The sequence below is a fragment of the Methylobacillus sp. MM3 genome (assembly GCF_001645185.1).
Classification (GTDB): Bacteria; Pseudomonadota; Gammaproteobacteria; order Burkholderiales; family Methylophilaceae; genus MM2.
In genome coordinates this window covers 71,157-92,382 of sequence record NZ_LXTQ01000011.1, presented here as the reverse complement: position 1 = coordinate 92,382, position 21,226 = coordinate 71,157, and the positions used below count along the sequence as shown (strand labels likewise).

Below are 21,226 nucleotides of genomic sequence, written 5' to 3'. Positions count from 1 at the left end.
GCTTTCTTGAAATTATTAGTAAAGTTTACTTAACACGCATGCCCGGCTGTGCGCCGGCATCCGGCGATAGAATATACGGTCCACCGCGCTCATCGCTCGCTGCGAGCACCATGCCTTCCGACATGCCGAATTTCATTTTGCGCGGAGCGAGGTTGGCAACCATCACCGTCAGCCGGCCGACAAGCGTCGCCGGATCGTAGGCGGATTTGATACCGGCAAACACCTGCCGCGGTTGTTCCTCGCCGATATCCAGCGACAGGCGCAGCAGTTTCTCGGCCCCTTCGACATGGGCCGCGTCGACGATCTTCGCAATGCGGAGATCGACCTTGGCGAAATCGTCGATGGAGATGGTCTCGGCCACCGGCTGCACCTCATGCTGCTGCGCTTCGGCATGGCGAACTTGCGAATGGCCTTGTGTGGCGGGCTGTAGAGATTCCTTGTTGGCTTCGGTCATGGCTTCTATCTGTTTAGGATCAATTCGGGTTACCAGATGCTGGTAGGTTTCGATGGCATGGCCGTCATTCAGGCCATTTTGTACGGCATTCCATTCCAACGGCGCAATTTTCAGGAACGCTTCAATCGAGGTTGCGAGCTTGGGCAGCACCGGCTTGAGGTACAGCGTAAGCAGGCGGAACATTTCGAGCGCATCGGAACATACCGTATGCAAGGCCGCCTCCTGGCCCTCCTTCTTCGCCATGTCCCACGGAGCAGCTTCCGCCACATAGGCATTGGCCTTGTCGGCCAGTGCCATGATTTCGCGCAATGCGCGACCGTAATCGCGAGCGGCGTAGCTGTCGGCGATTGCCTGGGCAGCCGCACGCATTTCGACAATCACGGGACTGGCCGAGGCCGCGCGCACTTTGGCGTCGAAACGCTTGGCAATGAACCCGGCCGTACGACTGGCGATATTGATGTATTTGCCCACCAGATCGGAATTCACGCGCGCGACGAAGTCTTCCAGGTTGAGGTCGATGTCTTCCATCGTGCCGTTCAGCTTGGCGGCATAGTAATAGCGCAGGTATTCCGGGTTTTTCACGTGGTCGAGATAGCTGCGCGCGGTGATGAAGGTGCCGCGCGATTTGGACATCTTCTCGCCGTTCACGGTGAGGAATCCGTGCGCATGGATCTGCGTCGGCTTGCGGTAGCCGGAGTATTCCAGCGTCGCCGGCCAGAACAGTGCGTGGAAATAGAGGATGTCCTTGCCGATGAAGTGATATAGCTCGGTAGTTGAATCCTTCTTCCAGTATTCGTCGAAATCCAGGCCTTTCCGGGCGCACAGGTTCTTGAAGCTGGCCATGTAACCGATGGGCGCATCCAGCCACACATAGAAATACTTGCCAGGCGCATCGGGAATTTCGAAACCGAAATACGGCGCGTCACGCGAGATATCCCAATCCGACAGGCCGGAGGCGAACCACTCGCCCATCTTGTTCGCGGCTTCGGCCTGCAAGGTGCCGGAACGGGTCCAGTCCTTGAGGAAATCTTCACATTCGGACAGTTTGAAGAAGTAATGCTCGGTTTCCTTGCGCACCGGGGTCGCGCCGGAAACCGCGGAGAACGGGTTGATCAGCTCGGTCGGGCTGTAGGTCGCGCCGCACACTTCACAGGAATCGCCGTATTGATCCTTGGCGTGACACTTGGGGCATTCGCCCTTGATGAAGCGATCCGGCAGAAACATGTTCTTGAGCGGGTCGTAATACTGTTCAATAGTCTTCGTCGCGATCTTGCCGTTAGCCTTGAGCGCGCGGTAAATGCCCTGCGCCAACTCCTTGTTTTCGGAAGAGTTGGTCGAATGGTAGTTGTCGAACTCCACCAGAAACTCCGCAAAATCCATCGCATGCTCTGCATGAACCTTGTCGATCAGCTGTTCCGGTGTGATGCCTTCTTTCTCGGCGCGCAACATGATGGGCGTGCCATGCGTGTCGTCGGCGCAGACATAATGCACCTCGTGCCCCTGCATCTTCTGGAAGCGTACCCAGACGTCCGTCTGGATGTACTCCACCAGATGGCCCAAATGAATGCTGCCGTTGGCGTATGGCAAAGCGGAGGTGACGAGAATTTTGCGGGTCATGTACGGAGATTAAATACTTGTGAAAGATGGGCATTTTAGCAAATGACGCGCACCTTCACATGCGATAAAATTTATAGTTGATCCCATTAGTCAGGAATTCCCCTCCATCATGTCCCTCTCCGAACTTCAAGTGCAGACAGCACTCAAGGAAATCGTCGACCCTAATACCGGCAAGGATTTCGTCGCAACAAAATCCGTGCGCAATATCCGCATCGACGGCAATAGCGTCGCGCTCGATATCGTGCTCGGCTATCCGGCCAAAACGATCGCCGCCGACATCCAGAAACTGGTGACCGACAAGCTGAAAACCCTGCCCGAAGTCGGCAGCGTATTCGTCAATGTCACCAGCAAAATCGTGTCGCATAGTGTGCAGCGCGGCGTGCAGCTGATTCCGGGCGTGAAAAACATCATCGCCGTCGCTTCCGGCAAGGGCGGCGTCGGCAAATCCACCACCGCCGTCAACCTGGCACTGGCGCTGGCCGCCGAAGGCGCACAGGTTGGCATCCTCGACGCCGATATTTATGGTCCGTCCCAGCCGCAAATGCTGGGCATCACCGCCCGTCCGGAAAGCGCGGACGGCAAGAGCATGGAGCCGCTGGAACGCTACGGCATCCAGGCCATGTCCATCGGTTTCCTGATCGACATGGATACGCCCATGGTGTGGCGCGGCCCCATGGTCACCGGAGCATTGGAGCAGTTGCTGCGCGAGACTAACTGGCGCGAGCTGGACTATCTCGTCATTGACCTGCCGCCGGGCACCGGCGATATTCAGCTTACGCTGTCGCAGAAAGTGCCCGTCACCGGGGCGGTCATCGTCACCACGCCGCAGGACATCGCGCTGCTGGATGCACGCAAGGGCTTGAAGATGTTCGAGAAGGTCGGCGTTCCCATCGTCGGCATCGTCGAGAACATGAGCACGCACATCTGCTCCAAATGCGGCCATGAAGAACACATTTTTGGCGCCGGTGGCGGCGAACAGATGTGCCGCGACTACAACGTCGAGTTGCTGGGCTCCTTGCCGCTGGACATCAAGATACGCGAACAAACTGATGGAGGCATGCCCACTGTAGTCGCCGAGCCCGACAGCAAGATTGCCGGCGTGTATCGCCAAATCGCGCGCCGTACGGCGGTCAAGCTGTCCGAGTTCGGGCTGGATCACAGCAGCAAGTTCCCCAACATCGTGATCCAGAACACCTAGCCTCGGCCTCATCTGCCATGAACGCCGCATGCGATGCCTGCATGCGGCGTTCAGTTCATGCTGCGGCCGATCCACCATCAGGTTGACGCGCTCGAATTTCCCCGACACCTGAGTCGAAAAGCCTTGCCAATCAAGCGGCAACTGCAATTTGAAGTGTCCGCATTGCCGTGCATACGTTAAAATGCATCCCTTTATTTTGTTGCGGCTGCTCGCCGCCTACTGGGTTGTACCATGAATACACCGCACAAACCGGCTACCGACGACGTTCGCGTCAAGGCCATCAGGGAAGTCGTCCCGCCTTCGCGCATTCTGGCGGAACTGGCTGCGAACCATGGCGCCTCGGAGAACATCGTCGCCACGCGCCACGACATTCACCGCATCCTGCACGGAGCGGATGATCGCCTGCTGGTCATCATCGGCCCTTGCTCCATTCACGATCACAAGGCTGCACTGGAGTATGCCGAGCGTTTGATGGATCAGCGGAACCGTTTATCCGCCGACCTGCTGATCGTAATGCGCGTGTACTTCGAAAAGCCGCGCACCACCGTGGGCTGGAAAGGCCTGATCAACGACCCGCACCTGGATGGCAGCTTCAGCATCAACGACGGCCTGCGTCTTGCACGGCAGATTCTTCTGGAAATCAACGAGCTCGGAATGCCAGCAGGCACCGAGTTCCTGGACGTAATCACGCCGCAATACACCGCCGACCTGGTTTCCTGGGGCGCTATCGGCGCGCGCACCACCGAAAGCCAGATCCACCGCGAACTGGCTTCCGGCCTGTCCTGCCCGGTCGGGTTCAAGAACGGCACCGACGGCAATATCCGTATCGCGGTGGACGCCATCAAGGCGGCTGCCTGCCCGCATCATTTCCTCGCCGTTACCAAGGCCGGCCACTCCGCCATTGTGTCGACCGCCGGCAACGAAGATTGCCATGTGATACTGCGCGGCGGCAAACAGCCGAATTACGATGCCGCCAGCGTCGATGAAGCATGCAAGGAGTTGGCAAAATCCGGTCTCGCACCGCGTGTCATGATCGACTGCTCGCATGCCAACAGCAGCAAGCAATACAAGCGCCAGACGGATGTCGCGCAGGATGTCGCCGGCCAGTTGGCCGCGGGCGATCAACGCATATTCGGCCTGATGGTCGAGTCGCACCTTAACGAAGGCCGGCAGGAGCTCGAAGACGGTTGCGTGCTGGAGTACGGCAAATCCATCACCGACGCATGCCTGGGATGGCAAGACACCATCGGCCTGTTGGATATACTGGCACAGGGCGTACGCGCCCGCCGCAAGGTGTACGAAGACAAGGAAGAAGATTAAGCCTGCGCCACCGGTCTGCATCAGCCGGTAGCGCAGACGGGAATAAATGTCCCGGCAACACACCTAAATTTCATACAAAATCGGCAACTTGCGCCGTATAATGCCCCCTCTTTTTCAGTCACTTACCTAATCTAGCGACTATGAGCATAAAATCCGACAAATGGATCCGCCAGATGGCGGAACAGCACGGCATGATCGAACCTTTCGAGCCGCGTCAGGTCAAGGAAGCCAACGGCCACAAGCTGGTTTCGTACGGCACTTCGAGCTACGGCTACGATATCCGCTGCTCCAGTGAGTTCAAGCTGTTCACCAACCTGAACAGCACCATCGTGGATCCGAAGAATTTTGACCCGAATTCGTTTGTCGAAGTGGATGCCGACTACTGCATCATTCCGCCTAATTCGTTTGCCCTGGCGCGCACGGTGGAGTATTTCCGCATTCCGCGCAATGTACTGACGATTTGCCTGGGCAAATCGACCTATGCGCGATGCGGCATCATCGTCAATGTGACGCCGTTCGAACCGGAATGGGAAGGTTATGTGACACTGGAATTCAGCAACACTACGCCGCTGCCAGCCAAGATTTACGCCAATGAAGGCTGCGCACAGGTATTGTTCTTCGAAGCGGATGACGATGACGTATGCGAAACATCCTACAAGGACCGCGGCGGCAAATATCAGGGCCAGCATGGCGTGACGCTGCCCAAGATCTGAGGCTATGCAACTGAACATCGACAAAATCGTCTGGCGCGGCCCCAAGGGCGAAGTGATCGCCTGCACCGAAAAAAACAAGGTCATGCGCGAAAATCTGGAAGAACTGCGCCAGATGGCGCAGGACGCGCTTGAAGACGCCGTACTGATGGGCTGCGACGAAGAACAGGTTCGCAGCGCTCTGGCTGAGCTGATGCTCAGCCTGGTCAACCCCTACCCCCCTCGCGAATAGCGCGCGCATTCTTGCCTGCGCCTTCTTTTTCACATCCTCTTTTGCGTGAGGAAATGCCATGAAATTTCGTTTTCCCGTCGTCATCATTGACGAAGACTTCCGCTCCGAAAATACTTCGGGCCTGGGTATCCGCGTCCTGGCAAAAGCCATCGAGGATGAAGGTTTCGAAGTGCTGGGCGTCACCAGCTTTGTCGACATGTCTTCGTTCGCACAGCAGCAAAGCCGCGCGTCGGCTTTCATCCTGTCGATAGACGATGAGGAATTCGCGGAGGAATCGCAGGAAGCCCTCGATCGCCTGCGCGCCTTCGTGGACGAGATCCGGTTCCGCAACGAGGAAATCCCGATCTTTCTGCATGGCGAAACACGGACATCGCGTCATATCCCGAACGAGATTCTGCGCGAGTTGAACGGCTTCATTCACATGTACGAAGACACGCCGGAGTTCATCGCGCGCTACATCGTGCGCGAGGCACGCACCTATCTCGATTCGCTGCCGCCGCCGTTTTTCCGCGCGCTGACGCATTACGCGGCGGACGGTTCGTATTCCTGGCATTGTCCAGGGCACTCCGGCGGCGTCGCCTTCCTGAAATCGCCGGTTGGCCAGATGTTCCACCAGTTCTTCGGCGAAAACATGCTGCGCGCCGACGTCTGCAACGCGGTGGACGAGCTCGGCCAGTTGCTGGATCACACCGGCCCGGTCGCCGCTTCCGAGCGTAACGCGGCACGCATTTTCAATTGCGACCACCTGTTCTTCGTCACCAACGGCACGTCGACCTCCAACAAGATCGTCTGGCACTCGACCGTGGCTCCGGGCGACATCGTCGTCGTGGACCGCAACTGCCACAAATCCATTCTGCATTCGATCATGATGACCGGTGCGATTCCCGTCTTTTTGATGCCTACGCGCAACCACTTCGGCATCATCGGGCCGATCCCGCTGGAAGAGTTCAAACCGGAAAACATCCAGAAGAAAATCGACGCCAATCCGTTCGCACGCGGCGTAAAAAACAAGCCGCGCGTGCTGACCATCACGCAAAGCACGTACGACGGCATTCTGTATAACGTCGATACCATCAAGCAGATGCTGGACGGCGAAATCGACACGCTGCACTTCGACGAAGCCTGGTTGCCGCACGCCACTTTCCATGACTTCTACCGCAGCATGCACGCCATCGGCAAGGACCGGCCGCGCTGCGAAACGTCCATGCTGTTTGCGACCCAGTCGACGCACAAACTGCTGGCCGGGCTCTCCCAGGCGTCGCAAATCCTGGTGCAGGACGCAACCGAGAACAAACTGGATCGCGACGTGTTCAACGAAGCCTACCTGATGCACACATCGACCAGCCCGCAATATTCGATCATCGCCTCGTGCGATGTCGCAGCTGCGATGATGGAGCCACCCGGCGGCACCGCGCTGGTCGAGGAGTCGATCATGGAAGCGCTGGATTTCCGCCGCGCGATGCGCAAGGTGGACGCGGAATGGGGCGCAGACTGGTGGTTCAAGGTCTGGGGGCCGGACTATCTGGCCGATGAAGGCATAGGCGAGCGCGAAGACTGGATGCTGCGCGACTCCGAGCGCTGGCACGGTTTCAGCAATCTCGCGGCGGGTTTCAACATGCTGGACCCGATCAAGGCTACCGTGATCACTCCGGGCCTCGACGTGGACGGCTCGTTCTCGGACGACATCGGCATCCCGGCAGCCATTGTCACCAAATACCTGGCCGAACACGGCGTTATCGTGGAAAAAACCGGTCTGTATTCGTTCTTCATCATGTTCACCATCGGCATCACCAAGGGCCGCTGGAACACGCTGGTGACCGCGCTGCAGCAATTCAAGGACGATTACGACAAGAACCAGCCGCTATGGCGCGTTCTGCCGGAATTCGTCATCAAGCAGCCGCGCTATGAGAAGATCGGCCTGCGCGACCTGTGCTCGCAGATTCACGGCATCTACAAGGCCAACGACATCGCTCGCCTGACCACGGAAATGTATCTCTCGAACATGATTCCGGCGATGAAACCGGCCGACGCCTTCGCCAAGATGGCACACAAGGAAATCGAACGCATCGAAATCGACAACCTTGAGGGCCGCGTGACCAGCGTGCTGCTGACACCCTACCCTCCGGGCATCCCGCTGCTGATTCCGGGCGAGCGCTTCAACAGCACCATCGTGCGCTATTTGAAGTTCGCACGCGAGTTCAACGAGCGCTTCCCAGGCTTCGAGACCGACATCCACGGCCTGGTGAAGGAAGTCTCGCCGGACGGCAAGGTGGGTTATTACGTGGACTGCGTAGCCGGCTAGATGCTTGCGGCTTCGCGGCCGTAAACCACGAAGCTGTAAGCCAGGCCTTCGGCGCTGACGTGCTCTTCGCGCGTCAGCTCGCGCCAGGCACTTTGATCGTATTCCGGAAAATACGCGTCAGCTGCGTACTCGCCGCGAATCTCGGTCAGATAAAGCTTATCCGCTTTCTTCAATGCTTCGCGATACAGTTCCGCGCCGCCGATCACGAAGATTTCCGCATCGTTCCCGCAGTGCAAAATGGCCGAATCCAGCGACCCCGCCGTTATTGCCCCTTCGACGCAATAGTCCGTTTGGCGCGTCACAATCACCGTCGTACGGCCCGGCAGCAACCTACCCAACGACTCGTAGGTCTTACGTCCCATGATAATATGGTGACCCATCGTAAGGCTGCGGAAACGCTTGAGATCTTCAGGCAAATGCCAGGGTAAGGCATTATCGAGGCCAATTGCCTTGTTGTCGGCAACTGCGGCAATGACGGAAACACAGGACATGATATTGCTCATCAATAGGAATGCCTGAAATTATAAGCTCCCGACACTCACAATGAAGCGCCTAAGAGTTTTCTATCCCAATTCTTTTCTCAAGCTGCTCTCCATCGGCTTCGTATTGACGATACTGCCGCTGCTGTTCGCCTTCGCCAACGCTGCGCTTTATCTCGATCGCCTTGCCGATCAGAGCCACAAGACCGTGCATCGTGCCGTGGAGGCAACGCGCGCCAGCCGGATTCTGACCGAACAACTGACGATCATCGAGCGAGGCACCCGGCAATATCTGGTGCTCGGCGATGAAGCATTGCTGGAAAGTTTTCGCGGCGCGCACGAAAAATTCGTCGCTACCGTGGCGGAGCTTTCGAAACTGCCGCTGGACAAGGCGCTCAGGAATCAGCTGGATGAACTTAGCCGGCGCGAAACATTGCTCTTCAACAATGTGATGAGCGGAAACGCACAGAACGATATGGAGAGCATCGTCACCGAGTTCTTTCATCTCTCCGAACTGGCCAAATCGATATTGAACGCCAACAACCAGCTGATCGATCGCGAGTCCACCCTGCTCGTCGCCACGGCCGAGCGCGCCCAGCACATGCTGCTTTGGCAGACCTTGCCGCTGATTCCGATCGCCCTTCTGGTCGCAGTCGCGATCACCTTTCTCCTGACGCGGCCGATACGGCGCATGGATGTCGCCATACGCAAGCTCGGCCGCGGGGAATACAGCGACCCCATTGCTATCGACGGTCCGCGCGATCTGCGCCGGCTGGGCGAACGTTTGGAATGGCTGCGAGTCCAATTATTTGATCTTGAAGAACAAAAAAAGCGCTTTCTGCGCAACGTTTCCCATGAATTGAAAACACCACTGACCTCCATTCGTGAAGGCAGCGAATTATTGACCGAAGAAGTAGGCGGCATGCTGTCACCCCAGCAGCGCGAAATTGCGGCCATTCTTCACGAGAACAGCCTGCGGTTGCAGAAAATGATAGAAAACCTGCTTTATTACACCGCGGTACAGTTCCAGAAGCCCGTGCTCCAACTGGAGCGCATCGACCTCAAGCCACTGATCGAAGAAGCCATTTCCTCGTATACTCTGACCATAGACACCAAACAGCTCAATATCCTGCTTGCCCTGACCGATCTCTCGCTGGAGGGAGATCGCGAGCAGTTGCTGACTGTGATCGACAATCTGATTTCCAATGCGATCAAATACACCCCACGAGGAGGCAGCATTACCGTGCGCCTGGCGCGCGAGCAGGATCAGGCCCTGATTGAAGTTTCCGATAGCGGCCCCGGCATTTCCCCCGCAGATCGCGATCGTCTCTTCGAACCTTTTTATCGCGGCAGCGGCAATGTCGACAGCCATGTCAGCGGCAGCGGCCTCGGCTTATCGATAGCTCACGAATATATCGAAGCGCATGGCGGCAAGATCATCTTGATGCCATCCGAAAAAGGGGCTTGTTTCAGAGCCCTCCTCCCATTCTTGCAACAGGCAGCAACATGAAACCTATTTTTATCTGGCCCATTCTTTGCGGCATGCTTCTGGCAGTGGGATGCGCGCCCGTTCCGCCGAAAGCCAGTCACGCTTCCACACCCGTTATCGTCGTTCGGGCTGATAACGAGATACTGGCATACGCCCTGCGTTACGGAACTCTTTCCGCTGAAGAACAACGCAAGGAGCATGCACTTGTAATGCAGGCATATAACAGCAACAAACAGGATGTGACCAATCGAATGAAGGCCGCGCTGGTATTATCCTTGCCCGCCAGCCGCCAACGCGACAACGCGCGCGCACTGGCTCTGCTGGACGAAATCCAGCGGGATACTGCCGCCGATCCTGACACGAAAGCGGTTTCGTCCTTGTTGAAGGAATATGTCAGCGAACGGCAAAAACTGGAAGAAAATGCAGCGAAGCTCGGCCAGAAAGCCGCGGACGAACGCAAACGCATGGAAGTCTTGCAAGCCAGGACAGATGAACTTCAGCAAAAGGCCGAGAGTCTGCAACAAAAACTGGATGAGTTGAAAAACATCGAGCGAACGCTGACAAACCGCGACCAGGTAAAACCCAAATGAATGATAATGCCCACAAGATATTGATCGTCGACGACGATTCCGACATCGTACGACTCATTTCCATGCGGTTGCAGGCGGCAAGCTATCAAGTTGAAACGGCCGCAAGCGCCGAAGAGGCCTTGGCGTTGTTCTCCGTAAGCAAACCCCAACTGGTCATTACCGACCTGCGTATGCCGGGCATGGATGGCCTTGCCTTGTTCGATACCCTGCACCGCACCGACCCTGGCCTCCCCGTCATTATCCTGACGGCCCACGGTTCGATCCCTGACGCGGTAGAGGCCACGCGACGCGGTGTTTTCGGCTTTCTCACAAAACCGTTCGACAGCAAGGAACTGCTGCGCCAGGTAGCCGCCGCACTGCGTCTGTCGCAACCCGAGATCAGCAACCCGGTCGGCGACAGCGATGATTGGCGTAGCGAATTCATCAGCCGCAGTCCGGCCATCGAATCCATGCTGCAGCAAGCCAAACTCGCCGCAGCAAGCGGCGCCAGCGTATTGATCCACGGCGACAGCGGTACCGGCAAGGAACTCCTGGCCCAAGCCATCCATCGCGCCAGCCCGCGGCGCGACAAGCCATTCGTCGCGATCAATTGCGGCGCGATTCCGGAACCGCTGCTCGAATCGGAACTGTTCGGCCATACCAAAGGCGCTTTTACCGGCGCAACGCGCGATCACAAGGGATTGTTCCAATCCGCAGAAGGCGGCACGCTCTTCCTGGACGAGATCGGCGACATGCCTTTGACGCTTCAGGTCAAGCTTCTGCGCGCCCTGCAGGAAAGAATCGTTCGTCCCGTGGGGGCCATGGCCAGCATTCCAGTGAATGTCCGTATCGTTTCCGCGACTCACCGCGACTTGGCCGAGGAAATGAAAACCAACCGTTTCCGCGAAGATTTGTATTACCGGATCAATGTAGTCGGGCTGGAAATTCCCGCCCTGTCCGCCAGGCGCGAGGATATTCCGCTGCTTGCCGGGCATTTTCTGACGACAATCAGCCGCAAGTACGATAAAGCCGTCAACGGGTTTTCCCCCGAAGCGATGGAACTGCTGATCAGCGCGCCATGGCCGGGCAATGTCCGCCAATTGCAGAACATCGTCGAACAGACGGTCGTACTGTGCACGACGCCATTGATCCCAACTACGCTGGTACAAAAGGCATTGCGCGACGATGTAGGCGGCATTCTTCCTTTCGAAACGGCACGACGGAATTTCGAACGCGATTATCTTGCGCGGCTGCTCAAGGCCACCAATGGGAATGTCACGCAGGCGGCACGCCTCGCCCAGCGCAATCGCACCGAATTCTATAAATTGCTGGACAGGCATCAACTCACCCCCGCGCTCTTCAAAAATGAGGAGCAGTCATGATTTTGTCTCCTATTGGAGACATCAAAATCCCTTTGTTTTCAGCTATCTAGAAAACGACCTCGCCGAGTGTCTCCGTCCGGAGACACTCGGCCTTGTCCAAAGCACACCCGCCCCATACATATATTCTTGTTTTAACTAGAAATTCTTTAGTTGGCACGCCGCTTGCACTTGTTTAACCGACCAATACTGGATCAGGTAAAAACATGAATAAGCGTCCTTTAAGTTTTCAGAATCTCATGACTGCACTTCTTGCAGCCGCATTCGCAAGCGGAGCAATTTCGGCACATGCATTCGGCACGGAAGAGGATCAGGCGCAAACACCGCTTTATTCCGAATTCAAGAAACTGGACAAGAACAGCGATGGAAAACTCACCCGCCAGGAAAGTGTGCGTGACCATGACATCGGCCCGAATTTCGACAAGGCGGACACGGATAAGAATGACGCGTTAAGCGCGAAAGAGTACAGCGAGTTCAAAAGCGGGATGCAACAGGCTCGCGTTGAATCGTTTCTCGATGACAGCTCCGTGACGGCCAAGGTAAAGGCCGAATTGCTGAAGGACGACGGCATGAAAGCGCTCGCAATCAAAGTGCAGACGCATCATGGACAAGTGATTCTGAGCGGCTTCGTCGATACCGAGGCACAAGCGCGTCGCGCTGTGGAAATCGCATCCAGTGTCCGAGGCGTGCTTTCCGTCAAGAACAGTCTGGTGGTGAAAGGCTAAACATGGGCGCTTCGACGAAATGGCCCGCGCAGCAAGGCAGGAATGAAGATGTTGACAGCAGCGCCTGGGCCATCGAGTACGAAAACCATCCATTTCAGCCCGGCCCTGTCGCCACGCATCAGGAAACGGCGCCGAAACAGCAGCCTTCTTCTTGCGGGCGACTTACGAATCTGGAGCTTCACGATTTGAGACGCTTCGAAAAAAGCGGCCCTCATGCGGAAAGATTCCATTAAAAGGCCGTGAGCGCATTCGAAATCCAATAGAAGGGAGAAAAATCATGAAGATGCACAAACTGCACACAATGAGCTCCATGGTATATGGAGCAATGCTGGTCACCGGCATGGCAACAGCTGCCGTATGGGTTCCGCTTGCGCATGCCCAGGAAATGGAATTTGCCCAGAAATCGCTCGGCGGCGCCTACGGCGAGGAAAACCGCGCGCAATTCCGCTCGACGATTATCGACCCTGCCCGCTCCGGAAAGTCAATGACGGCGAACGCCAACAACTTGCGCATCATTCCGTTCGCCAATCCGGCCAGCGCCACCGGCAGCAAGCAGGCATGTGGCATTTGCGGAGTCGTGGAGTCGATCCGGCTTTCATTGAACAATGATTTGGGTGCCGAACCCGATGATGATAGCTCGCTCGAAAACACTGCCAAGCATGGCAAAGGAAAAGCCAGGCCGTATCTTACCGATAACCGAATGCCGGCCTTGGGCAATGGCGGGAATTCCATGAACAAACCATCGAAAAAACCGGCGCCCGTTTTTGAAATCAAGGTGCGCATGACCGATGGAACGATGCGCATCGTCAATCAACCGACCCAACCGGAATATGCCGTTGGCGACTATGTCAGGGTCATCAGCGGAGCAGTCACTGCAGCCTGACAACCTTCTTTAAGCGATATATCTCCCCCTTTTCCAGGCGGGCCGTCTTCCAACCCCGGGCGGTTCGCTTTTTTTTGCCTGTTACTTTCGTAATCAGACCGCAACCGGTGCCTTGATGGCGGGGTGCGGATCATAGTTTTCCAGCGTGAAATCCTCGAACCTGAAACCGAAGATATCCTGCACTTCAGGATTGATACGCATCGTCGGCAGCGCACGCGGTTCGCGGGACAGCTGTTCACGCGTCTGTTCCAGATGGTTAAGGTAGATATGTGCATCGCCCAGCGTGTGCACGAAATCGCCAAGCTTGAGGCCGCACACCTGCGCCACCATCATCGTCAGCAGCGCATAGGAGGCGATATTGAATGGCACGCCCAGAAAAATATCCGCGCTGCGCTGGTATAGCTGGCAGGAGAGCTTGCCGTCGGCCACGTAGAACTGGAAGAACGCATGGCATGGCGGGAGTTTCATCTGGTCCACATCGGCCACGTTCCATGCCGAGACGATCAGCCGGCGCGAATCGGGGGTCTTCCTGATCATACTCACGACCTGCGAAATCTGGTCGATATGCGTGCCGTCCGGCTTCGGCCAGTTGCGCCACTGGTAGCCGTATACCGGACCCAAGTTGCCCTGATCGTCCGCCCACTCGTCCCAGATGGAAACGCCGTTGTCCTTGAGGTATTTGATGTTGGTGCTGCCCTGGAGAAACCATAGCAGCTCATGAATGATGGACTTGAGATGGACCTTCTTGGTCGTCAGCAGGGGAAAACCTTCAGCCAGGTCGAACCGCATCTGGTAACCGAATACCGACAGTGTGCCGGTTCCGGTGCGGTCTTCCTTCTTGTGGCCGTGCTCGAGGACATGGCGCATCAGATCCTGATATTGCTTCATTGCTTGCCCCTGTGCTGAATACCGGCTTGCGCCGGAATGACGCTTAAGTGTGATCTACGATAAAACGCTTGATTGCATCGACATCCGCATCCATCACATCAAAGCGCTGCGGCAGATCCTCAAGTCCCTTGAGGTCTTCCGGACGCTCCGGTGCATGACCGAGCGCTTCCTGGATCGCTTCCTCGAACTTGGCCGGGAGCGCGGTTTCCAGCACCACCATGGGCACGCCGGGTTCGCGGAAAGCAGCCGCCACCTTGAGACCGTCGGCGGTATGGGTGTCGATGGTCACGCCATACTGCTCGTTCACCCAGCGGATCGTCTTCATGCGATGGGCATGATTGCTGGAGCCGGACACGAAACCGTAGTCACCGATCATGTCGAAATAGCCGCCCTCGTTGAGGTCGAATGCGCCGCCTTGGTCCACCTTACCCCATAACTCCCGCATTTTCGCGCCGTCGCGGCCGACGAGGTCGAATACAAAGCGCTCGAAGTTGGATGCCTTGGAAATATCCATCGACGGGCTGCTGGTGTGATAGGTCTGGGCTGCGCTGCGCGGGCGGTAAATGCCGGTACGGAAGAACTCGTCCAGCACGTCGTTTTCATTGGTGGCGACGACCAGTTTCCTGATCGGCAAGCCCATCATGCGCGCGATGTGGCCGGCGCAGACGTTGCCGAAGTTACCAGACGGCACGGAAAAGCTGACCTGCTCGTCGTTGCTGCGCGTTGTCGCAAAATAGCCTTTGAAGTAATACACGATCTGCGCCGCGACGCGGCCCCAGTTGATCGAATTGACCGCGCCGATCTTGTGTTGTGCCTTGAAGGCGTGGTCGTTGGAGACCGCCTTGACGATGTCCTGCGCGTCATCGAATACACCCTTGATCGCGATATTGAAGATGTTCTCGTCCTGCAGGCTGAACATCTGCGCGGTCTGGAAACGGCTCATCTTCTGATGCGGCGACAGCATGAACACGCGGACATTATGCTTGCCGCGCATCGCATATTCGGCGGAGGAGCCTGTGTCGCCGGAAGTCGCGCCGAGGATGTTGATCTCGCGCCCGGCCTTGTCCAGCACATACTCGAACAAATTGCCGAGCAACTGCATCGCCATGTCCTTGAACGCCAGCGTCGGGCCGTTGGACAGCGACAGCAGGAACAGGCCGTCTTCCAGCTTCAGTGTCGGCGTAATATCATCCGGGCTCTGTCCTTCACGCACATGGCAATAGACATCGGCGGCGTAGGTCTTGTCGATGATGCGCCGCAGATCTGCCACCGGGATGTCGGTCGCAAAGCGCGACAGAATGGTAAAGGCCAGTTCCCGGTAATTCATCTCGCGCATTGCGGCGAGATCGGTTTCGCTGAAATGCGGGTAGGTTTCCGGCAGGTACAGGCCGCCGTCCGGCGCCAGGCCGCCAAGCAGAATTTCGCTGAAGGTTTGCGCCGGCGAGTTGCCGCGCGTGCTGATGTATTTCATATTAACCCGTCAATTTGCAAAATCTTGAACCACGGAGCACACGGAGAGCACGAAGTTTTACTCTGTGTGCTCCGTGGTTCAGGCTGTTTCATCACTTACCTAATTCTTCCATGCGGATGCGCGTGACCTTGCCGGTGATCGCCGGCAGCGCTTCGATTTTGGCGATAGCCTGGTCGATGTTCTTTTCCACCGTGATATGCGTCAACAGGATGATGTCCGCTTCGGACTCGCCCTCTTCCGGCTCCTTCTGGATCATCGCGTCGATGGAAATTTCCAGGTCGCCCAGGATACGCGTCACGTCGGCCAGCACGCCCGGCTTGTCCTGCGCGCGCAAACGGAGGTAATACGCGGTGCGCACTTCGGACATCGGCAGGATGGGCAGGTCGGACAACTGGTCCGGCTGGAATGCCAGGTGCGGCACGCGCTGCTGCGGGTCGGCGGTATGCATGCGGGTCACGTCGACCAGATCGGCTACCACCGAGCTGGCGGTCGGTTCCGCGCCGGCACCTGCGCCGTAATACAGGGTCGGGCCGACGGCGTCGCCCTTCACGACCACGGCGTTCATCGCGCCATTGACGTTGGCGATCAGGCGCTTTTCCGGAATCAGCGTCGGGTGTACGCGCAGTTCCACGCCCTTGTCGGTACGCTTGGTGATGCCCAGCAGCTTGACGCGATAGCCGAGCTGCTCGGCGTAGCGAATATCTTCGCGCGTGAGCTTGGTAATGCCTTCGGTATAGGCCTTGTCGAATTGCATCGGGATACCGAAGCCGATGGCGGCCAGGATGGTCAGCTTGTGCGCGGCATCCACGCCTTCGACGTCGAAAGTTGGATCGGCTTCGGCATAGCCCAGGCGCTGCGCTTCCTGCAGCACGTCCTCGAACGCCAGGCCTTTTTCGCGCATTTCGGTGAGGATGAAGTTGGTGGTGCCGTTGATGATGCCGGCGATCCATTCGATGCGATTGGCGGAGAGGCCCTCGCGCACCGCCTTGATGATGGGAATGCCACCGGCCACAGCCGCCTCGAACGCCACCATCACGCCCTTCTTCTGCGCGGCGGCAAAGATTTCATTGCCGTAGTGTGCGAGCAGCGCCTTGTTGGCGGTCACCACGTGCTTGCCGTTTTCGATGGCCTTCAGCACCAGCTCCTTGGCAATGGTGGTGCCGCCGATCAGCTCGACGACGATATCGACGTTAGGATCGGACACGACGCTGAACGCGTCATCGGTCACGTCTACCGTGCCATTGGTCACTTCACGGGCCAGGGCAAGATTGCGATCCGCAACCTTCACGATGCGGATGGGGCGCCCCGCGCGACGGGTGATTTCTTCCGCGTTGCGGGTAAGGACGGTAAACGTTCCGCCGCCGACGGTGCCGATGCCTAACAGACCTACATTCATTGGTTTCATGCTTGTCTTGATACTCTCAAAATTATTTGGATGCGCCGTGGCGCTTGCGGTACTGCTCCAGGAAACGCGCAATGCGCCCGATCGCTTCGGTCAGATCATCCGCGCTGGGCAGGAACACCACGCGGAAATGATCCGGATGCGCCCAGTTGAAGCCGGTGCCCTGCACCAGCAGCACTTTCTCCTCCAGCAGCAGATCCAGAATGAACTGCTGGTCATCGTCGATGGGATACATTTTCGGATCGAGACGCGGGAACAGGTACATCGCCGCTTTCGGATGGCTACAGGTGATGCCGGGAATATCGGTGAGCATTTTCCAGGCGAGATCGCGCTGGCGGCACAGCCGGCCGCCAGGCGCCACCAGATCGTTGATGCTCTGGTATCCACCCAGTGCGGTCTGAATGGCGAACTGGCCGGGAACGTTGGCGCACAGGCGCATCGAAGCCAGCATGTTGAGGCCCTCGATGTAATCGTTGGCATGGCGTTTTTCGCCGGATACCGTCATCCACCCCGCACGGTAGCCGCAGGAACGGTAGTTCTTCGACAACCCGTTGAAGGTGACAAACAGCACGTCATCGGCCAGCGAGGCAATAGAGGTGTGCTCATTGCCGTCGTACAGCACCTTGTCGTAAATCTCGTCGGCAAAAATGATCAGGTCGTTGCGACGCGCGATCTCGATGATGCCTTCCAGGATTTCACGCGGATACAGCGCGCCGGTCGGGTTGTTCGGGTTGATGATGACGATGCCACGCGTGTTCGCGGTGATCTTGTTTTCGATGTCCTTGAGGTCAGGCAGCCAGCCGGACTCCTCGTCGCACAGGTAATGGCGCGGCGTGCCGCCGGACAGGCTCACCGCGGCCGTCCACAGCGGATAATCGGGCGCCGGCACCAGAATCTGGTCGCCGTTGTTGAGCAGCGCGTTCATCGCCATCACGATTAGCTCGGACACGCCGTTTCCGATGATGATGTCGTCGATCTGTACGCCGCGGATGTTCTTGCCCTGCGTGTAGTGCATGATCGCCTTGCGCGCGGCGAACAGCCCCTTGGAATCGCTGTATCCGGAGGCGTCCGGCAGGTTGTGGATCACGTCCTGCACGATCTCTTCCGGCGCCTCGAAGCCGAACGGGGCGGGGTTGCCAATGTTCAGCTTGATGATGCGGTGGCCTTCGTCCTCCATCTCGCGCGCTCGCGCCAGCACCGGACCGCGGATGTCGTAGCAGACGTTATTGAGCTTGGACGATTTGAGTATGGGTTGCACGATGCCGTTTTCGCGTGGAATCAAAGGCGCGATTTTACCTTGCCGCGCCATGCCCAAGCAATTCAAAGTACGGGAGTTTTTGCTTGCAGGCAGAGTTTCGAATGCTTTATTAATAATGCAGATGCGATTTATGTTGTACCGCGCGGCGGTAGCCGATGATGGCGTGATAAACAAACAGCGCGAATACCAGCGTTCCAGCCACGAGATGAGACACGGCGGACACCATTGCCAGCTGTTCGTCAGCCAGATAATAAATACCGATGGCAGTAACCAGCAGGAACAGCATCAGCAGCGCCATCGCGATACCGCTACGCCAGTGTTTGCGATGCCGCCAGCCGGCACGCATATGAATATTCCAGAGCGAACCCAGCATGGTCAGCATCCAGAACGAAACTGCGGCATGCAGCGCTGCCACGGCAATCTGCCCATTGCCTTCAAGCCGCCAGGGCATATCCCACTCCAGGCGCAAATCGAGCAGCGTAGGCGTCAGCAGGCCGCCAGTCAGCACCAGCCCGAACACCGTCAGCAACAATGCCGGATAAAACCAGCCTGGGTACCCTCTCACGCAGCGATTCCCCCTATCAGTTTTCCACCCAGATCGCGGATTAATGCCTCTCGCTCATGCTCAGACGCAACAGCGGCGACCTTGGTGAGCGCATCTGCGCGCCAAGCCGTTCTGGCCAATGCACTCCAGACTCCGGAAACAGGAACATGCAAATCACCCACGATCCAGGCCGGGAAATCGGCATCAGGCGTCTTGCGAACACATGAGGTCGCAATTGCTGCATTACTCAAACCACCCAGCGCACTGAATTCGCCATTCATTTCACGCCGCTGCACCGGCAATACAAGAGCTCCGTAGACCCGAAGATCGCCCCCGGCGTTCACCCAACCGGCTTCGACTCCATGCTGCTGCAGTACCTGGATTGCGCAATCCACGGCATAACCCTTGGCGATACCGTCCAGTGTCAGCAGCACAGGCCGACATAAACGCACCTTATTGCCGCGAAGCTCGATATCGTCGGCATTTCCGCTATCCAGATAATCCTTGATTCCATGATCGGGCAGGACGCCCTTGCGCACCAACGTGCCGCCGACGGTGCAATTAAATCGCCCGCCGCTGGCTCGCGTCATGGCCTTTGCCAGCCGCATCATGCGCAGACTGTGAGGCCGCAGTATCACTTCTTCGCCCTGAGCTGCGTTCAACCTCGATAGATCGCTGCCAGCGTCATGAAAGCTCAGCAGCGATTGTATTTCCTGTATGGCTTCGAAAGCAGCATCGATGGCTGACGCCAATTTCGACTGTGCGGATTGGGCGCCGATCTCGACGTACGTCCCCAGAAGGGGACGCATGCGCTTCAATTTATTCACCCGTCAGGGCAACTTTCTGCAGTGCCAGCAGGCGCTTCACCCCATCCAGCATGTTACGGCTGGATAGTGTCGCACCGCTGATGTTGGGTACGTCTTCGTCGAGCTTGAACGGATCAGCCAGCGTCTTGCCGACAAAGTGCTTGCGCCATCCGGCATCGCGCACCTGGTCGCCCTTGGTTTCGCGGTAGCTCATTACCTCGACCCCGACGACATGCCCATCCGGCGTAATCCCGACGCCATAGGTAATGAACTCATGCTTTCCCACAACATCGTCCACGACAAACCATCCGGCCAGTTTGCCGTCCTTTTCCACGCGCCAGACCTTCTGCTCCTCCCAGCGCTGCCTGACTCCCGCCAATGATTTGATCTGGTCGCGCTGCGCGCTGCTGAGTTTGACCAGCATGGGCTTGAAAACCTGCGCATCCGGGAAAATCTGTTTCTGCGCCTGTTCGGCCGTGAAATAATCGATGGCATACGCTGGGGCGGTGATCGCCGCTACCGGCAGAAGCAATAATGCGTTCCAATCGCTTTGCTTCATGATTTCATCCTCAGAACTCGAAGCCGACCTTGACGCGGACTTCCTGCTTGGTCTTTTCTATCAGGTGCAAATCGTTGTCATCCTGCTCTTCGAACTTCTCGCCGCCACCCTTGATTTGCTTGAACCAGGTGACAGTCGCCCACCAGTCCTGGCCGGCATAGTGCAGACTGGGACCGGCGAACCAGGACCAGCGTTCCTGGCCGACTTCGGTTTCGAATTCGGTTTCATACAGGGTCTCGGCCCCGACAAACCAGTTGGGCGCAAAACGATAACTGAGCCCCGTACCGGCTTTCATCTCGATTTCCATTTCCGCATCTTCAGGCCAATCATAATCGGCAGGGAGGCTTGCAAGGCGGCCGGCGGACAGTCCGTCACGCTTGGCGTATGCAGCTTCAGTGCCTATGTTGGCGGCCCAGATCAACTGGCCTTCCATGAAATATTTCTGGGCCAGCAGTTCGAGCTCGATGGCGTACTTGTCCTTGTCCTGACCGGAATGTTTGTCCAGCCAGTCATAACCCAGCGAGAGATATCCGGCCAGGCCGAAATCATCCTTGGCCGGGCTGAGGAACATGTACTTGAAGGAAGCCTCAACTCCTGAAGGACGCAGGCCGTAGTCTTCATCGCCCGGCAGATAGCCGTCAACGACAATGCCGCTCATGTCGATGGATTGCATCTTGAGGTAGGCCGCCGCGGTGAAGCGATCGGTAACGCCGTATTCGATTTCGGTCTTGGAATCCCAGGCGGTGTAGTCGCCGGCACCCTTGTCATCGCGGTAGGTGAAGGTCTGATCCAGTTCCCAGGAGCCCTTGGGCAGCGTTTCAGCACCCTTGATGTAGCCCAGCAGGCTTTCATCTGCGTGCACAGAATGCGACGCCGTCAGAATGGCTAAAGCTATTGATGAAGCAATAATACTGCGCATGGTGGGATTCCTATTTTTGAGT

General features: G+C 57.3%; 20 protein-coding genes. 10 read left to right on the top strand and 10 right to left on the bottom strand.

The genetic code is table 11. The annotated features are described in order from the left end of the window. Positions 1-25: 25 nt before the first annotated feature. On the bottom strand, positions 26-2,071 hold the full coding sequence (metG, locus tag A7976_RS04680) for a methionine--tRNA ligase (RefSeq protein WP_067107843.1): 2,046 nt from the start codon (positions 2,069-2,071) through the stop codon (positions 26-28). A 109-nt stretch (positions 2,072-2,180) separates the two neighbouring features. On the opposite strand from metG, the gene apbC reads away from it, so the two are divergent. The 5 genes from apbC (at position 2,181) to A7976_RS04655 (ending at position 7,833) form a co-directional block, all read left to right on the top strand. Continuing rightward, complete coding sequence (gene apbC / locus A7976_RS04675; RefSeq protein WP_067107840.1) at positions 2,181-3,269, top strand: iron-sulfur cluster carrier protein ApbC; 1,089 nt, start codon at positions 2,181-2,183, stop codon at positions 3,267-3,269. Positions 3,270-3,500: 231 nt separating this feature from the next. After that, entirely contained in the window at positions 3,501-4,589 is a 1,089-nt protein-coding gene (gene aroG / locus A7976_RS04670) for a 3-deoxy-7-phosphoheptulonate synthase AroG (protein WP_067107838.1), read from the top strand. Between the two features lie 140 nt (positions 4,590-4,729). Continuing rightward, entirely contained in the window at positions 4,730-5,302 is a 573-nt protein-coding gene (dcd, locus tag A7976_RS04665) for a dCTP deaminase (protein WP_067107835.1), read from the top strand. Between the two features lie 4 nt (positions 5,303-5,306). After that, entirely contained in the window at positions 5,307-5,531 is a 225-nt protein-coding gene (locus tag A7976_RS04660) for a hypothetical protein (protein ID WP_205633454.1), read from the top strand. Positions 5,532-5,589: 58 nt separating this feature from the next. Then, complete coding sequence (locus A7976_RS04655) at positions 5,590-7,833, top strand: arginine/lysine/ornithine decarboxylase (protein ID WP_067107832.1); 2,244 nt, start codon at positions 5,590-5,592, stop codon at positions 7,831-7,833. Here the strand turns inward: A7976_RS04655 and A7976_RS04650 are convergent. Continuing rightward, positions 7,830-8,324 (bottom strand): dihydrofolate reductase, encoded by a 495-nt coding sequence (locus tag A7976_RS04650; protein ID WP_067109060.1) that lies wholly within the window; start codon positions 8,322-8,324, stop codon positions 7,830-7,832. The two genes, A7976_RS04655 and A7976_RS04650, sit on opposite strands and share 4 nt — an antisense overlap. A gap of 52 nt (positions 8,325-8,376) precedes the next feature. Here A7976_RS04650 and A7976_RS04645 point away from each other — a divergent pair, with 52 nt between their 5' ends. From A7976_RS04645 to A7976_RS04620, 5 genes are all read left to right on the top strand, one after another. Continuing rightward, the gene (locus A7976_RS04645) at positions 8,377-9,822 is read left to right on the top strand and encodes an ATP-binding protein (RefSeq protein ID WP_067107830.1); all 1,446 of its coding nucleotides are present in this window, start codon (positions 8,377-8,379) and stop codon (positions 9,820-9,822) included. Next, entirely contained in the window at positions 9,819-10,391 is a 573-nt protein-coding gene (locus A7976_RS04640) for a hypothetical protein (RefSeq protein WP_067107827.1), read from the top strand. Before A7976_RS04645 ends, A7976_RS04640 begins: the two co-directional genes overlap by 4 nt. Further along, the gene (locus A7976_RS04635; RefSeq protein ID WP_067107824.1) at positions 10,388-11,752 is read left to right on the top strand and encodes a sigma 54-interacting transcriptional regulator; all 1,365 of its coding nucleotides are present in this window, start codon (positions 10,388-10,390) and stop codon (positions 11,750-11,752) included. Before A7976_RS04640 ends, A7976_RS04635 begins: the two co-directional genes overlap by 4 nt. Positions 11,753-11,988: 236 nt before the next feature. Then, positions 11,989-12,474 carry a BON domain-containing protein gene (locus tag A7976_RS04630; protein WP_067107821.1) on the top strand — a complete coding sequence of 162 codons (486 nt, stop codon included), beginning with the start codon at positions 11,989-11,991 and terminating at the stop codon, positions 12,472-12,474. A gap of 277 nt (positions 12,475-12,751) precedes the next feature. After that, positions 12,752-13,357 (top strand): hypothetical protein, encoded by a 606-nt coding sequence (locus A7976_RS04620; protein WP_067107816.1) that lies wholly within the window; start codon positions 12,752-12,754, stop codon positions 13,355-13,357. A 93-nt stretch (positions 13,358-13,450) separates the two neighbouring features. Here the strand turns inward: A7976_RS04620 and A7976_RS04615 are convergent, their stop codons facing one another. The 8 genes from A7976_RS04615 to A7976_RS04580 form a co-directional block, all read right to left on the bottom strand. Further along, positions 13,451-14,245 (bottom strand): thymidylate synthase, encoded by a 795-nt coding sequence (locus A7976_RS04615; protein ID WP_067107813.1) that lies wholly within the window; start codon positions 14,243-14,245, stop codon positions 13,451-13,453. A 43-nt stretch (positions 14,246-14,288) separates the two neighbouring features. Then, complete coding sequence (gene thrC, locus A7976_RS04610) at positions 14,289-15,716, bottom strand: threonine synthase (RefSeq protein ID WP_067107809.1); 1,428 nt, start codon at positions 15,714-15,716, stop codon at positions 14,289-14,291. A gap of 91 nt (positions 15,717-15,807) precedes the next feature. Then, entirely contained in the window at positions 15,808-17,121 is a 1,314-nt protein-coding gene (locus tag A7976_RS04605; protein ID WP_067107806.1) for a homoserine dehydrogenase, read from the bottom strand. A 22-nt stretch (positions 17,122-17,143) separates the two neighbouring features. After that, positions 17,144-18,376, bottom strand: a complete 1,233-nt coding sequence (locus A7976_RS04600) for a pyridoxal phosphate-dependent aminotransferase (RefSeq protein ID WP_067109057.1) — start codon at positions 18,374-18,376, stop codon at positions 17,144-17,146. 109 nt (positions 18,377-18,485) lie between these two features. Beyond that, the gene (locus A7976_RS04595) at positions 18,486-18,941 is read right to left on the bottom strand and encodes a hypothetical protein (protein ID WP_131800997.1); all 456 of its coding nucleotides are present in this window, start codon (positions 18,939-18,941) and stop codon (positions 18,486-18,488) included. Beyond that, on the bottom strand, positions 18,938-19,729 hold the full coding sequence (locus tag A7976_RS04590; RefSeq protein WP_067109054.1) for an FAD:protein FMN transferase: 792 nt from the start codon (positions 19,727-19,729) through the stop codon (positions 18,938-18,940). The genes A7976_RS04595 and A7976_RS04590 overlap by 4 nt, the downstream gene beginning before the upstream one ends. Positions 19,730-19,739: 10 nt before the next feature. Then, complete coding sequence (locus A7976_RS04585; RefSeq protein ID WP_067107800.1) at positions 19,740-20,285, bottom strand: FMN-binding protein; 546 nt, start codon at positions 20,283-20,285, stop codon at positions 19,740-19,742. 10 nt (positions 20,286-20,295) lie between these two features. Further along, positions 20,296-21,204, bottom strand: a complete 909-nt coding sequence (locus A7976_RS04580) for a DUF6662 family protein (protein ID WP_067107797.1) — start codon at positions 21,202-21,204, stop codon at positions 20,296-20,298. Between the last annotated feature and the right edge of the window lie 22 nt (positions 21,205-21,226).

Excerpts from the sequence above, each read along its gene's own strand:
- A7976_RS04630 (WP_067107821.1), top strand. The coding sequence starts at position 11,989 with ATGACTGCACTTCTTGCAGCCGCATTCGCAAGCGGAGCAATTTCGGCA.
- apbC (WP_067107840.1), top strand. The coding sequence starts at position 2,181 with ATGTCCCTCTCCGAACTTCAAGTGCAGACAGCACTCAAGGAAATCGTC.
- aroG (WP_067107838.1), top strand. The coding sequence starts at position 3,501 with ATGAATACACCGCACAAACCGGCTACCGACGACGTTCGCGTCAAGGCC.
- dcd (WP_067107835.1), top strand. The coding sequence starts at position 4,730 with ATGAGCATAAAATCCGACAAATGGATCCGCCAGATGGCGGAACAGCAC.
- A7976_RS04655 (WP_067107832.1), top strand. The coding sequence starts at position 5,590 with ATGAAATTTCGTTTTCCCGTCGTCATCATTGACGAAGACTTCCGCTCC.
- A7976_RS04660 (WP_205633454.1), top strand. The coding sequence starts at position 5,307 with ATGCAACTGAACATCGACAAAATCGTCTGGCGCGGCCCCAAGGGCGAA.
- A7976_RS04585 (WP_067107800.1), bottom strand. The coding sequence starts at position 20,285 with ATGAAGCAAAGCGATTGGAACGCATTATTGCTTCTGCCGGTAGCGGCG.
- A7976_RS04640 (WP_067107827.1), top strand. The coding sequence starts at position 9,819 with ATGAAACCTATTTTTATCTGGCCCATTCTTTGCGGCATGCTTCTGGCA.
- A7976_RS04650 (WP_067109060.1), bottom strand. The coding sequence starts at position 8,324 with ATGTCCTGTGTTTCCGTCATTGCCGCAGTTGCCGACAACAAGGCAATT.
- A7976_RS04635 (WP_067107824.1), top strand. The coding sequence starts at position 10,388 with ATGAATGATAATGCCCACAAGATATTGATCGTCGACGACGATTCCGAC.
- A7976_RS04620 (WP_067107816.1), top strand. The coding sequence starts at position 12,752 with ATGAAGATGCACAAACTGCACACAATGAGCTCCATGGTATATGGAGCA.
- thrC (WP_067107809.1), bottom strand. The coding sequence starts at position 15,716 with ATGAAATACATCAGCACGCGCGGCAACTCGCCGGCGCAAACCTTCAGC.
- A7976_RS04605 (WP_067107806.1), bottom strand. The coding sequence starts at position 17,121 with ATGAAACCAATGAATGTAGGTCTGTTAGGCATCGGCACCGTCGGCGGC.
- A7976_RS04645 (WP_067107830.1), top strand. The coding sequence starts at position 8,377 with ATGAAGCGCCTAAGAGTTTTCTATCCCAATTCTTTTCTCAAGCTGCTC.
- A7976_RS04580 (WP_067107797.1), bottom strand. The coding sequence starts at position 21,204 with ATGCGCAGTATTATTGCTTCATCAATAGCTTTAGCCATTCTGACGGCG.
- metG (WP_067107843.1), bottom strand. The coding sequence starts at position 2,071 with ATGACCCGCAAAATTCTCGTCACCTCCGCTTTGCCATACGCCAACGGC.
- A7976_RS04615 (WP_067107813.1), bottom strand. The coding sequence starts at position 14,245 with ATGAAGCAATATCAGGATCTGATGCGCCATGTCCTCGAGCACGGCCAC.
- A7976_RS04590 (WP_067109054.1), bottom strand. The coding sequence starts at position 19,729 with ATGCGTCCCCTTCTGGGGACGTACGTCGAGATCGGCGCCCAATCCGCA.